The sequence below is a fragment of the Haloferax gibbonsii genome, from assembly GCF_001190965.1.
Taxonomy (GTDB): Archaea; Halobacteriota; Halobacteria; order Halobacteriales; family Haloferacaceae; genus Haloferax; species Haloferax gibbonsii.
Map to the genome: position 1 here is coordinate 39,118 of NZ_CP011949.1, position 13,870 is coordinate 52,987.

The 13,870-nt window shown below is 67.0% G+C and carries 10 protein-coding genes; 6 read left to right on the forward strand and 4 right to left on the reverse strand.

Annotated features, from left to right (window positions below; all coding sequences use genetic code 11):
* Positions 1-4: 4 nt before the first annotated feature.
* On the forward strand, positions 5-3,154 hold the full coding sequence (locus tag ABY42_RS17125; protein WP_050460258.1) for a type 2 lanthipeptide synthetase LanM family protein: 3,150 nt from the start codon (positions 5-7) through the stop codon (positions 3,152-3,154).
* Between the two features lie 15 nt (positions 3,155-3,169).
* Here ABY42_RS17125 and ABY42_RS17130 read toward each other — a convergent pair whose 3' ends face one another.
* Positions 3,170-4,153 carry a hypothetical protein gene (locus tag ABY42_RS17130; protein ID WP_050460259.1) on the reverse strand — a complete coding sequence of 328 codons (984 nt, stop codon included), beginning with the start codon at positions 4,151-4,153 and terminating at the stop codon, positions 3,170-3,172.
* Between the two features lie 185 nt (positions 4,154-4,338).
* Between ABY42_RS17130 and ABY42_RS17135 the strand changes: the two genes are divergently transcribed.
* The 5 genes from ABY42_RS17135 (at position 4,339) to ABY42_RS17155 (ending at position 10,577) form a co-directional block, all read left to right on the forward strand.
* A complete protein-coding gene (locus ABY42_RS17135; protein WP_004978400.1) occupies positions 4,339-5,529 on the forward strand; it encodes a substrate-binding domain-containing protein in 1,191 nt (396 codons plus the stop codon).
* A 62-nt stretch (positions 5,530-5,591) separates the two neighbouring features.
* A complete protein-coding gene (gene pstC, locus ABY42_RS17140; RefSeq protein WP_004978398.1) occupies positions 5,592-6,725 on the forward strand; it encodes a phosphate ABC transporter permease subunit PstC in 1,134 nt (377 codons plus the stop codon).
* Entirely contained in the window at positions 6,725-8,347 is a 1,623-nt protein-coding gene (gene pstA, locus ABY42_RS17145; RefSeq protein WP_050460260.1) for a phosphate ABC transporter permease PstA, read from the forward strand. The genes pstC and pstA overlap by 1 nt, the downstream gene beginning before the upstream one ends.
* A 2-nt stretch (positions 8,348-8,349) precedes the next feature.
* Positions 8,350-9,300, forward strand: coding sequence for a phosphate ABC transporter ATP-binding protein PstB (gene pstB / locus ABY42_RS17150; RefSeq protein WP_050460261.1), 951 nt, complete (start codon positions 8,350-8,352; stop codon positions 9,298-9,300).
* Positions 9,301-9,470: 170 nt separating this feature from the next.
* Positions 9,471-10,577 (forward strand): PhoU domain-containing protein, encoded by a 1,107-nt coding sequence (locus ABY42_RS17155; protein WP_050460262.1) that lies wholly within the window; start codon positions 9,471-9,473, stop codon positions 10,575-10,577.
* A gap of 28 nt (positions 10,578-10,605) precedes the next feature.
* Here the strand turns inward: ABY42_RS17155 and ABY42_RS17160 are convergent, their stop codons facing one another.
* From ABY42_RS17160 to ABY42_RS17170, 3 genes are all read right to left on the reverse strand, one after another.
* A complete protein-coding gene (locus ABY42_RS17160) occupies positions 10,606-11,580 on the reverse strand; it encodes a pyridoxamine 5'-phosphate oxidase family protein (RefSeq protein ID WP_231608402.1) in 975 nt (324 codons plus the stop codon).
* Between the two features lie 3 nt (positions 11,581-11,583).
* Positions 11,584-13,257, reverse strand: a complete 1,674-nt coding sequence (locus ABY42_RS17165; protein ID WP_050460264.1) for a hydroxysqualene dehydroxylase — start codon at positions 13,255-13,257, stop codon at positions 11,584-11,586.
* Positions 13,258-13,384: 127 nt separating this feature from the next.
* Positions 13,385-13,846 (reverse strand): hypothetical protein, encoded by a 462-nt coding sequence (locus ABY42_RS17170; RefSeq protein ID WP_231608404.1) that lies wholly within the window; start codon positions 13,844-13,846, stop codon positions 13,385-13,387.
* Positions 13,847-13,870 lie beyond the last annotated feature (24 nt).

Sequence of the window (13,870 nt, forward strand, 5' to 3'; positions counted from 1 at the left end):
CACTATGACGACATCGACAGCTGACGAGATGGTGTTCACACAACAACAACGTCGCGAAATCGCCGGTCGCGCCCGGACGCTCCACGAGCGTCTCGAAGGTCCCTCCAATGACTCCGGCCCCGACCCCGAGATATCTCCGACGACGATTCTGGACGAGTGGGAGGGACTTTTCGCCGACGAAGAACAGTTCACCGAGCGGTTGGCGGCCGACGGAATCCAGCGGGCAGATGCCGAAGCCCAGTTGGCGGCCACGAAGTGGCCAAGCGACGTGCCGCTCCCGGCGTGGATCGAGACGATCGAAGAACTAATCCAGTACCTCCGGGCTTCCGACCCGACGCGCTACTCGAGTACGCCGGACGACGTCCCGTTCCGGGAGCTTTTGACCGGGTTCAGCGAGTTCGCGCGCGGTCGGCTCGGTACGCTCTCCGTTCCGGACGAGTCGGTCGAGCCGCTGGTCGAAGGGCTGACCAGACGGTTCCACGCGCTCTGTGTCCGGCCGCTGTACGTCGAATTCAAGAGCTTCGTAGAGCACTTCGATCCCGAACTGGCTGCGGCCGCCCCCGACGAGTTCGACGATCCGCCGACCGAGTACTACGAGGAGTTCATCGACGCAATGTTCGCACACGGGATATCTAACCTCTGCGTCGAGTACCCTGTTCTCGCCCGACAAATTGCCGTCATTATCGACAACTGGGTCGACGCGATTTCCGAACTCTGCCAGCGGATTCGAGACGACGCTCCCTCGCTCAGGGAGCGGTTCGGCATCGACGGTTCGGTGACCTCGCTCGAACCGCTCTCGACGGACGCGCACGCCAAGGGCCGAATTCCGGTCCGCGTTTCGTTCGGTTCGACGGACGTCATCTACAAACCGAGAGGCGTCGACGGGGGTGTGGCCCTGTACGAAGTGCTCGAACGAGTAAGCGAACGCACGTCCGTCGCGACCTTTCGGTCGCCGGAATACCTTCCCAGAGACGGCTACGGGTGGATGGAGCCGATAGCGTACGACGACTTAGCCGATACCGACGCAGTACGGCGGTACTACGAGCAAGCGGGCGTCCTCACTTGCGTCGCGTACGCGCTCAACATGACCGACTGCCAGTACGAGAACCTGCTCGTCGACGGTGAGAGCCCGATGGTCGTCGACGGCGAGACGGTTTTCCACCCCTACGTTGATCCGTCGGCCATGCCGACGCCCACGGAAGTGTCCACGGTCGCCCACAGTACGATACTCTCTACGCTCTTGGCACCGTGGTCGGTCGGTGACCCGCGCACCCCGAGCGACGACGATGCAGGCGTTCCCCACGCCGGTTTCGGTAGTTCGAGTGAGCGGGCGTTCAAAGACGTCTCCAAACCCGGTATCGAAGCGGCGAACACGGACGTCATGACGGTAGAGGAGGTCCGGCCAGAGGTCAACCTGACCACGAACACCGCGAGTACTACAGACGGTGACCACCCGCCGGTTTCGTACACCGAGGCGCTTGGCGAGGGATTCACCGAAGCGTACGACGCCATCCGCTCGTTACACGAAAACGGCGCGTTCTTCGGCGAGGTGTTGCCTTCCAGCCTCGTCGACGGCATTGAGAACCGGTTGGTGTACCGGGCGACGGCTCGATACGGCTCGATTCTCCGGTCGGCGGCCGCCCGCGACCCGCTCCGAGACGGGGCCCGTCTCTCGGTCGAGTACGAGAAGCTCGCTGTTCCCTTCTTCGACGGTCGAATCGACGCCGACCAGTACTGGCCGCTGTACGCGGCCGAGCGGAGGGCGCTCCGCCGCCGCGACTTCCCGCGGTTCGCGTCGTCGCCGACGAGCAGCACAGTCGTTCACGATGGGAAGGAGTTACCCGTTGACGTCGATACGCCCGGCTTTCACCGATGTCGACAGCGGGTCGACTCGATGAACGACGACGACCGCGACCGGCAGGCGTGGCTGCTCCAGTACGCGTTCGGGCCGCAAGTACCGGGTCCCGCACCCGAGCCCGACGTCTCCGCCAATACGTTCGAGGCGACTGCGAGGACCCTGTTCGAGGAGGTTCTGGACGCCGGTATTGAGACGCCAGACGGCGACGCTTGGGTGTCGATCTCGCCGACGGAGACGGGAATCGACCTCTATCCGACGGACTTCTCGCTGTACCACGGGCGCGGTGGTATCGCGCTGGCGGCCGCAGCGCTCTTCGAGACTACGGGCGAGACGCGCTATCGAACCGTGGCGGAAGAGGTCTTATCGCCCATACTCGACGCCATCGAAGACGGTGGCCCGCCGCCGAACCTGGGTGGGATGCTCGGCGTCGGGTCGGTCGTATACACGCTTACGGTCATCTCGGAGCTTCTCGACGCCGACGAATACCGCCGCGCCGCGCGGTCCGCCGCGGACGTCGTCACGGAGTCCCACGTAATGAACGACGAAACGTTCGACGTACTGGAGGGGGTTGGTGGGACCGTTCTTGGCCTCCTCGCGTACTACGACCGGCACGGCGACGAGTCCGTTCTCGACCGGGCAGTCGCGTGTGGAGAGCGCCTCCTTGATGGCCGCGTGCTGGAAGACGGCTACCGAGTGTGGCGAACTGCCGAGGACGAGCCGCCACTCACGGGGTTCTCACACGGCGCGTGCGGAATCGGCTACGCGCTCGCCCGCCTCGCCGAGGCGACAGGGGACGAACGGTTCTTGGACGCAACGCGCGAGGCACTCGCCTTCGAATCGGCGCTGTACGACCCGAACCGGAACAACTGGGCGAAATCGCACGAGGACACGAGCTATGATGATAAGTGGTGCCACGGTCGGTCGGGGATGGCACTCGCTCGGCTCGGCATCGCAGACGCACTCGACGACAGCGACCTCCACAACGCCGCGATTGACGCGCTCTCGGAGACCGCGCGAGCCGAGCCGTCGAACATGGACCACGTCTGCTGCGGGAACTTCGGGCGGGTCGAAGCGCTTCTCGTCGGTGCGCGCCGCGGGACCCTCGACGGATCACACGCAATCGGACTGGCCCGCCGGTGTCTCACTCGGAGAGACGCCCACGGCGAGTTTTCGATGACTGGACACACGGCGACCTTTCCGAACCCGATGTTCTTCCACGGTCTCTCCGGCGTCGTCTACTCGCTATTGCGATTAGAGAACCCCGAACAACTTCCATCTGTTCTCCTCTTGGAGTGAGTGGGGGACCTCAACTCACCCGTCGTCGCCGACCCGAGCGTCGTCGAGTTCGGCCTGCACCGCGCCCCACGACACCGGCGGTTCGAACGCGGCGAGCGTCGCCTCGAACGACTCGATTCGCGCCCCGTACTCGTCGGTCCACGACGGCCGGGCGAGGTCGTCGAGTCGCCCGCGGAGCCGTTCCACGCGGGCGTCGAGTTCGTCGAGGTCGGCGGCGGCGTCGCCGAGACCGTCGTCCTCCCCGGCCGACTCGGGAGCCAGTTCCCGCAGGTCGGCGAGTTCGGCTCGCACGTCCTCGACCAGCAGGTCCGAAACGCGGGTGCGGAGCGCGGCGTTGTACCATTCGGTCGCGCGGTCGTCGCCTCCCGCTTCGGGCGTGTCGGCGTCCTTCCCGTCGGCGACGAACGCCACTCGGTCGGCGAGCCCGTCGAGTGACTGTTCGAGCGCCGCCACGTCGCCGTCGAGCCCGCGCACGCGAACGTCGTGGGTCGACAGCCACCGCTCGAACTCCTCGATGTCGAGTTGTACGTTGTCCGCGTGCGCGGTGAGCGCCTGCGCTTCTGACGCGACCTCCCGGAGCCCGAGCACGGTGTCGTAGACGGACCGGGGGTCGTCGCGCCACCCGGAGAGCCCCTGTACCCTCTCGCCGAGCGATTCGACCCGCTCGGTCGCGTTCGAGACCTTCGCCTCGAACACGTCGAGACGGGAGCGAACGGCACCGACGGCCGCGTCGTCGCCGGCGGCCTCGCGGGCGTCGTCGAGGTCGATGGACGCGAGTTCGACGCGGGTCTCCGCGGTCGAGAGAATCATCGACGTGTCCGTGACCGCCGAGTCGACGCCGTCGGCCGTCACGATGCCGTCTTCGGTCACGTGGTCGAGCACCGCGCGAACGGTGTCGGGGTCTCGGGACTCGTCGGCGTCCACGACGCGCTCGACCGCCGCGGGTTTCGACAGACCGACGATACGTTCTGAGCCGGTGGTTCCGTCCTGCTGGGCCATCGTGCGTACGTATCTCGGGACCCGTTATATTTTCTGTCGTCTCGATTACGTTCGAGTATATAGGTCTCGGTACCGATGTGTGCGCTAATATCGGACTATTTCGACTCTTAGTGTTACGTTGAACTCTGATAGAACTAAAGTGGTATTATAAACGCATTTTATTTAAAACCGGGTCTGACCACGTGATGGCGCAAGATTCCAAGAAGTTGGCAGGCAGCGTATCACGTCGGCAGTTCCTCGTCGCATCGAGCGCGGCGGGCGTCGCGGGGCTCGCCGGTTGTTCGGGGCAGTCGAACCCCGAGACCGACGCGCCGGCGACCGAAGAAGAAGAGACGGACGCTCCGGAGACCACGACCTCGACCCCCGAGGAGACGACCGAATCGAGCGCGCCGCAGATGCTCACCGCCGAGGGCTCCTCGACGGTGTATCCCATCGCGAACAAGGGAAGCTCCTACTGGAACTCCAACGCGCCGCCGAGCGACGGCGAGTACTGGGGTTCGACCGACGAGGCGTCCGTCCCCGGGTGGGACGAGATTGAGACGGACCTCCGCCTCGCCGACTACTTCGCGAGCCTCTACGGCTTCGAGCCGACCGACACGCAGGCGAACCCGCCGTTCGCCACCAGCATCGGCCTGAGCCACTCCGGAACGGGCTGTAAGTCCGTCCGCGACGGCCTCGTCGACATCGGTAACTCGTCGGGTCCCATCACGGCGGAACTCGGCATCAGCGAAGAAGAGCGCGACGCGAACTACGTGGACCACGTCCTCGGCCGCGACGGCCAGCCCGTCGTCGTCTCGAAGGACGTCTCCGACGCAGGCGTGACGGAACTCACCGGCGAAGAAGTTCGCAAGATCTACCAGGACGAAATCACCAACTGGAGCGAAGTCGGCGGTCACGACCAGGAGATCTACGTGGTCGGCCGCGCGGAAGGCTCCGGGACGGACACCTCGTTCCGCCTCAACATGCTCGGCAGCGCCGACGCCTCGATGGAAGGCGTCGACACCCGGAAGGGTCAGAACCAGCAGGTCGCGACCGTCGTCCAGCAGAACGACGGTGCCATCGCGTACATGGCACTCGCGTTCACCGGCCCGCAGGTCCAGCCCATCGGCATCGAATTCGAGGGCACGCTCTACGCGCCGGACAAGAGCGCGGAGCACACCATCTTCGACAGCGACTACCCGCTCAACCGCGACCTCCACCAGTACACGACCATCACGGAGGACACCCCGAGCGGGACGGACATGCGCGAAGCCGCGTTCATGAACATGTTCCTGACCACGTTCGGTCAGAAGCTGTTCGTCGAGGACAACAACTACATCCCACTTCCCGACAAGGACCTTCAGTCCGAGAAGGACAAGCTTCCGAGCCAAGCGTAACGCGACTCGGACGCGGTAGCGGTTCCTGAACCTCGTTCTTTCCATTCATCGACGCTCCAATCATGAACGTACTTCCAGACTCCGACGGTGCCGGCCTCCGAGCGACGGCTCGGCGAGGGCTCCGGCGCGGTCGCGACTTCGTCGACGAGACGCCACCGGACGCGCTCGTCACGGTCACGGTCGCGGCGGTGTCGCTCCTCGCGGCGTTCGCGGGCTTTCTGGCCGTCTCCTCGCTGACAGCTATCCCGTTCGCGGTGTTCCTCGTCGCGACGGGCTACGGCTGGCTCAGACACCAAGAATTGACAGCGCGCGTGCTCACGCTGACGACGACGGTCTCGACCATCCTCGTCCTCGGGCTCATCCTCGTCTTCATCTTCGCGGAGGCGTGGCCGACCGTGCAGTACGCGACCGTGAACGTCTTCGGCGTGCCGATTCCGGGCCTGCGACTCTTCATCGAGACGCGCTGGAGTCCGGTGACGCCGCCGATTCAGTACTCGCTCGTCCCGATGATTCACGGGACGGTGCTCGTCACCATCATCGCGACGGCGGTCGCCGCCCCGCTGGGCGTGGCCGCGGCGCTCTTCCTCAGCGAAATCGCCCCGCGGACCGTCCGCGAACTCGTCAAACCGGGGGTCGAGATTCTGGCGGGCATCCCATCCATCGTCTACGGTTTCATCGGCTTTACCATCCTCAGCCCGTGGGCGGCCGACCAGTTCGACATCCTCGGGCAGGGCACGTACCTGTTCGTCGGCATCGTCGTCGGCCTGATGGCGCTCCCGACGGTCGTCTCGGTCGCCGAAGACGCGCTCAACAGCGTCCCCGAGTCGATGAAAAGCGGGTCGCTCGCTCTCGGCACGACCGACTGGCAGACGATGACCTCCATCACGTTGCCGGCGGCGTTCTCGGGCGTCTCGGCCGCGGTCCTCCTCGGCGTGGGCCGCGCCATTGGCGAGACGATGGCGGCGACCGTGATGCTCCGCGGCAGTCCGGGGCTCACGAAGCCGCTGTACAACGTCTTCTACGGTAACGACACGCTCACGTCGCTCATCGCGGCGAACTACGGCGACGCCGACGGCCTCCAGCTCTCGGCGCTGTTCGTCGCGGGCGTCATCCTGTTTGTCACGGTGCTGTTCCTCAGCATCGGCTCGCAGTACATCGAGGCGCGCATGCGCCGGAAGCTCGGAGGTGCCGAATAATGGCGAGTGCGACCGACACCGCGCTCGTCAGCGAGGACACCACCGAGACAGAAGCGGTCGCCGCCGGCGCGGTGGGACTGGCGGCGGTGCTGTTCGCCCTCTCGCTCGCGTCGGTGTTCGAACTCGTGACCATCACCGACCCCGTCGCGGGCGTGCCGATGGTCGCGCTCCTCGGCGGACTGTTGGTCGTTCTCGGCTTCGCCGTCGTCACCTTCGGCGTCGGCTCCCGCCTCGGCTACGTCGCCACCGACCCCAGACCGACCGCCGGGCTTCTCGCCTCCGGGACGTTCGGCCTCATCTGGTTCGTCGTCGGCGGGCTGGTCGCCTCGCAGACGCTCGGGCTCGGGACGGCCGGGTGGGTCGTCGCGTCGCTCGTCACCGGCGGGGCCGCGTTCGCGGTGAGCGCGGTCCCCCGCGAGGACATCGGCTCGACGCTCCCCGCCGGCGCGCTGGCCGTCTTCGCCGGCGTCGTCTTCCTCACCGGCGTCATCGGCCCGTCGTGGGTCTGGGACCTCGGGTGGGAACAGCAGGCGTCGTTCAACGCCGAGTTCACGATTCCGGTCCTGACGGCGTTCTGTTCCCTGCTCGTCGGCTGGGCCGCCGCGAAGGCCTACGGCGGGTTCGGCGCGCGCGGCCGCCACATCGGCGCGTACGTCCTCGTCTACCTGAACGCCATCTCCATCATCGCGCTGCTGTTCCTTCTCGTCGCGTTCACGGTCCTGAAGGGCCTGCCGGGGCTGTTCAAGGGCCTCGCGCTCGGCGCGGGTGCGGGCCCCGAAGTGACGCTGGTCGGCGTGACGTTCTCGCTTCCCGTCTCGTGGCCGTTCGTGATGAACGGCGTCGCGCTCCTCAACGACGTGAACGGCGTCCTCCCGGCCATCGTGGGCACGATTTGGCTCGTCGTCGGCGCGGTGCTGTTCGCCGTTCCGCTCGGTATCGGCGCGGCGGTCTTCATCACCGAGTACGCGGACCGCGGGCGCTTCACGCAGGTCGTCGAAATCGCAACCAACGGCCTGTGGAGCACGCCCAGCATCGTCTTCGGGCTGTTCGGACTGGCGTTCCTCGTCCCGCGGCTCGGCAACCGGAAGTCGCTGCTGGCGGGGATGCTCACGCTCGGCTTCATGCTCCTCCCGCTCGTCGTCATCACGAGTCGGGAGTCGATGCTGGCGGTCCCCGACGAGTACCGCGACGCGAGCGCGGCCCTCGGCGTCACGAAGTGGCAGACCGTTCGGAGCATCGTCCTCCCGGCGGCGCTTCCGGGCATCGTCACGGGTATCATCCTCGGGGTCGGCCGCATCGCCGGTGAGACCGCGCCGATTCTCCTGACCATGTCGGGGAGCGTCGCCCCGCCGGGCAGCCAGACGGTCGACGTGCTCGGCGGCTTCCAGCTCCAGTCTGCGCCGCCGTTCGTCACCAACCCCGAACTGATGCAGGCGACCTCGGCGCTCCCGTATCAGCTCTACTCGCTTATCACCGCGGGCGTCGGGGAGTCGTCGAACATCAGCGCCATCGACGAGTTCCGGTGGGCGACGGCGCTCATCCTGCTCGTGGTCGTCTTGGGCTTCTACGCGGTCGGCATCGCGACGCGGTACTACTTCCGGAGTAAACTTCAGCACGACTAACCATGAGTGAAACCAGACAGACGACGGACGACGCACAGGCGACGACGGACAGCGAACTTGCCGGCGGCGCGAGCCCCGGCACCGACCAGCCGCTCGAAGTCACGAGCGGCGAGACGCGCGAGCGGACCCGCGAGGAGTGGGTCGAACACGAGTTCGAGGGCGAGGCGAAGCTCTCGGTCTCCGACCTCGACGTGTACTACGGCGACGACCACGCGCTGAAGAGCGTCTCGATGGAGATTCCCGAAAACAGCGTCACGGCGCTCATTGGCCCCTCCGGCTGCGGGAAGTCGACGTTCCTCCGGTGTCTCAACCGGATGAACGACCGTATCAAGGCCGCGGACATCGACGGCTCGGTCCGACTCGAAGGAGAGGAGATCTACCAGGACGGCGTCAACCTCGTCGAACTCCGCAAGCGCGTCGGGATGGTGTTCCAGTCGCCGAACCCGTTCCCGAAGAGCATCGCGGACAACATCTCCTACGGCCCGCGGAAGCACGGCGACCTCGACACCGGCCTGCTCGCCAACTTACTCGGCCGGAGCGACGACGACGCGGTCGACGAACTCGTCGAGCGCTCCCTCCGACAGGCGGCGCTGTGGGACGAGGTGAACGACCGCCTCGACGACAACGCGCTCGGCCTCTCCGGCGGCCAGCAACAGCGGCTCTGCATCGCCCGCGCGCTGGCGACCGACCCCGAAGTGCTGCTCATGGACGAGCCCGCCTCGGCGCTCGACCCCATCGCGACCTCGAAAATCGAGGACCTCGTCCACGACCTCGCCGAGGAGTACACGGTCGTCATCGTCACCCACAACATGCAGCAGGCGGCGCGCATCTCGGACCAGACGGCGGTGTTCCTCACCGGCGGCGAACTCGTCGAGTACGGCGACACCGACCAGGTGTTCGAAGACCCCCAGAGCCAGCGCGTCGAGGACTACATCAGCGGGAAGTTCGGGTAGTCGACGCCAGACTCACACCCGCCGTCTCGACCCGGACAGACCGCCGACCCGCCCGCCCGTCCCCGCGGCCGGCAACGCTCGCTTCTCGCCAGTCGAGCTACCCGTCGAGGCGGGGTCGGCGTCACCGCGGAACTGGCATTCAGACAACACGAACTCAGACAGCCAACACAATGGAGACACGCAAGATTCAGCAGGTCAGCAACGGGACGTTCACCGTCTCGCTCCCCCGAGAGTGGGCGGACGGTGAGGGCATCACCGCCGGAACCGTCGTCAACCTCCACACGCACCTCGACGGGATGTTAGTCGTGCAGGCTCCCGAGTGCGAGGACGATTCGTCGATGCAGTTCACGGTGACTGTCGGTGGGAGCGACGCGGACGGCGCGGACGGCGCGGACGGCGGAGTCGACCCCGCAGGCGGCGACTTCCTCGAACAGACGCTCCGGGCGGCCTACGCCGCCGGGTCGAAACAGGTCGTCATCGAGGCCGACGGGACGTTCGACGCCGAACAGCGACAGGCCGTCAGGCGGGTCGCACGGAACCTCGTCGGCGTGACCATCACGGAGGAGTCGGACACCGCCGTCACGGTGCGGAACGTCCTCGACGCGAACGAGGTCTCTATCCGCCAGTCGGTCCGACAGCTCCAGTTCGTCGCCGTTTCGATGCACCGCGACGCGACCGCCGCGCTCACCGGTGCCGCCCCCCTCGACGGCTTCGCGGAGCGCGACGACCGCGCCGACCGCCTGTTCGCCATGGTCGACCGGCACTTCACCCGCGGGCTCGACCGCCTCGACGAGGTGGACGCCCTCGGAGAGACGCGCCCGGAGCTGTTCCGACTCCACACCGCGGCCCGCGAGTTAGAGCGCGTCGCCGACCAGGCCGAGCGAATCGCCGCCGTCGCGTCGGCGGTTCCCGACCCGCTTCCTCCCGCAGTCGCCGACGAGGTGTCCGAACTCGCCGAGTTGGTCCCGGCGTCGCTCGAATCAGCGGTGCAGGTCGCCCTCGAAGGCGACGACCCCGACGCGGCGCGGGAGGCGCTGGCGGCGCGCGACCGGGTCTGCGAGGGCGTCGCCGACGCGGAGCGACGGCTGTTCGAGGAGGTCGACGCTGACGCGAACTACCGGTTCGCGCACGCGCTCCACGCGCTCGAACGAACTGCCGAACACGCCGGTAACGTCGCCGAGGTCGGGCTCAGGACGGCGGTCCGGACCCGTAACATGGACGAAAAGCCCGCCCGCGAGGGCGGCACCGAGTCCGCGGAACACACCCAGCGCGCGTAGGGCGTCCGTTCGGGGGCCGTACTGATTTTCACCACTCGAGGAGCGTCCGAAGGCGAGGAACCGGTCTGTACGTCCGTCCGCGGTCGTCGAAGTAGGCCCGCGTCCGACGCTTACCGTCGACGATGAACCGAAGCCGGTCCCGCGGCGTTCGGTTCCGCAGGTGGAACGAACTCGCGGGGTCGAACACGAGTCCGCGCGCGTCCTTCCGACACCGACCGCGGATGAGTCGCTGTTCGAGCTTCGCGAGGTCCGCGTCGTGCCAGTGGACGAGGACGCACGCGGGCTGGCCGTCGACCGGCGTCACGTCGTCCGGCGGCGTCAGCCGGAGCCGACCGTCGCGGACGGTCGCGGACGAAACCGGCCAACTTCGGGGATACCCCGCGTCGTCGGTGACGGTCGCGACCACCCGGTCGTACGTCTCCGCCTCTCCGCCGTCGACGCCGGCCGCGCTCCACGTCGGGACCGTCGTCGTGCCGTCGGACGGGCGGGAATCGACCGCAGTCGGCCGAATCTCGATGAGAATCCGAAGCCCGTACCAGTCCAGAAGGAGCAGCCCGAGCCGCGTTCCGAGGAAGTCTGCCGCCTCGACCATCGCCTTCCGTTTCGGCGACGGCGGCTCGTCGCGGATGAGCCGCTCGACGACGGCGGTGTTCGCTTCCAGGTCGTCGTCTCGAACCGTCGCGCGTCCAGTGAGGTGCAATCGACCCTCGCCTTCGTGGAGCAGGAGCGACACCCGCGGGTTGGCCGCCGCTCGCTCGGCCTTCCCCGCGAACGCCGGCGCGGCCGTTACCACGACGACCTCCCGTTCGCGGTCGAAAAAGGGCGTGACCGGCACCACCGCCGGGCGGTCGTCGCGGGCCGTCGCGAACTCGGCCGTCAGCGAGTCGTACACGGCGTCTCGAATCCGGTCGGTCCCGGTGGACGCCGTCACGGACGACTCCGGGGGCGCGGCAATCGACCGGCCGCTTCCGGAGTAGCGGCAGGTGCCCAGCGTCGTCGCCAACGGTCAGTCATCTAACCCCCAGCCGCTCGTGCGCAGTCCCCGGAACGTCGACCGCAGTCCGCGCTCGGCCTCGCCGGGGTGTGGGAGTCCCAGCCGAAACGCGACCTCGTCCTGCCGCTTCGGCGGGTCGAACAGTTGCGGCTCAGACAGCCCCCAGACAGTCGGGGGCGGCGCTCCGGCCCCCGTGCGCTCGACGATGCCACCGACGGCTCGGCGGGCCGCCTCGTTCGCGCTCTCCATCGTCGCCAAGTCAGTGTCCGTACGGACGTAGTCGGCCGCCAACACGAGGTTCGGTGCGTCGGTCACCGCGGGGGGTCGGTCTCGGAGCGAGCCGACCGTGTTGATCAACAGCGGTTCGTGGTTCTCCATGCCGTCGCCGGTCTCGACGATTGCGGGGTCGAGCACCCAGTCGTACAGGTACTCGGTCGAGAGCCGCTCCGCATCCCGGTTGAGGTGAGCCGTCAGTTGGTGCCAGACCTCGGTTTTGATCTCCTCGCGGCTACACTCGCGGGCCGGCTTGTCGTACACCAGTCCGGGGGTCTCCCAGTCCGAGATAATCGCGGAGAGGACCCCTCGAATCGAGCCGTCGGCACACGTCTCGATGTCGAACGGGCCGTCGTCCCAGAACTGGCGCTGCGAAATCGCGGTCAGCGCCCACGGGGAGTCTGTGTACGCCTGATGGCCGCGCGCGAGCGGCAGGTCCTCGGTGAGGTAGAACTGAATCCCGTTCATCCAAGCGGTGTCGAGTCGCCCGATGGCTCCGAGCGACGGGGCCGCCAGCCGGAGTTCCGGCGTCACCAACGACGCCATTACCTCGACCGGAAGCGCCGCCACGTAGTAGTCCGCGGTCACTCGCTCCCCGCCGGCGAGTTCGACGCCGGTGACGCGACGGCCGTCGGAGTCGATTTTCGCGACCGGCGACTCCGTTCGGACGGACACGCCCAGCGATTCCAGATAGGACTCCCACGGCGTAATCCAGACCTCGCTCGTCGGGCCGTTGAGCACCGCCTCGGTCGGCCGGTTGGGGTCAATCTGGTCGAGCATCAACTGCGCGTAGATCTGTCCGATGGTACGGGCGCTCCCCCGCTGGGGCTTCAGCGCGACGAGCGCCTGCGTGCTCTCGGCGAGGTGCTTGCGGTAGGCCGGTGACTGCGCCTCCGCGTCGACGAACTCCCACCACGACACGCGGTCGAGTTCCTGCTCGCGGCGCGCTCGACAGCTCGTCAGCAGCACCAGCAGGCGTCGTAAGAAGTAGTTCGTCTCGGCGGGGGTGATTTCGCCGCCCCCGATCGTCGGTTTGAGCGCGGCGACCCACTCCGCAATCGTGTTCGGCGTCCGCGTCTCGGACCGCATCTCTTCGCCCGTCGTCGTCGCGATGAGCGTTTCGTCCGTCTCGACGAGGTTGTCCGCGACCGTGCCCCCGGACGGCCGCGGGATTCGGCCGAGCGTGTCGCGGAGATTCCGATAAAACCCCGGGAAGAACCGAAACCCGTGTTCTGCCGGCAGCGAGTGACCGTCGTCACCGGAGGGGACCGAGAAGCTCCGAGCTTTCCCGCCCAGTCGCGATTTGGCCTCGTACACGGTCACGTCGAAGCCGCGTTCCCCGAGTTCGTGCGCCGCGCTCAGCCCGCCGACCCCTCCCCCGAGAACGGCGACTCGAAAACTGCCTGCTGACATACGCTACTCGTGGCGCGAGACGGAATAATTATTTGCAATATCGAAGCATCTGCCGTCTCAGCCGGCGAGAACCGAGCGACCCCGTCCCGTAGCAGAGAACGAGTGGACGGAGGCGACGAGAGCGTCGCTACAACGTGGTGGTGTCCTCGGGAACCGACGTCCAACACCGATTCCGAGCGTTGTCAGCGGAGACGAGCGGAGTATCAGAACAGAGGGGTATGTTCGCGAGTCGATAGACGAGCTCGCCGTGGCTCACGTAGTACCCCGACGGAATCGACGCATCGCGCTCCGAACGGTCGTAGTACGGGAGGCCCTCCAGCGCGGTCGTGACAGTCGCGTACTCGTCTCTGGCCAGTCTGAAATCCATCACGCTGTAGGGGTCTCGTCGGGTCACTCGGTCGAGCGCCCGCTGTATCAACTCCGCCCCGTCGAGTCGGTCGTCCGAGGCGGGAACGACCGCCGCGGCCTCCGGTGACGAGATGTGCATCACCGTGAGCACGCCCCCGTTGACTCCTTCGACGTTGAGACAGCCGCTCAGCGCGGCGACCGAACCGAGCCCGAGCGTTGCGAGTAGCGACCGCCGGTTCACGACGCTGTAACTCCGACGGAGTCA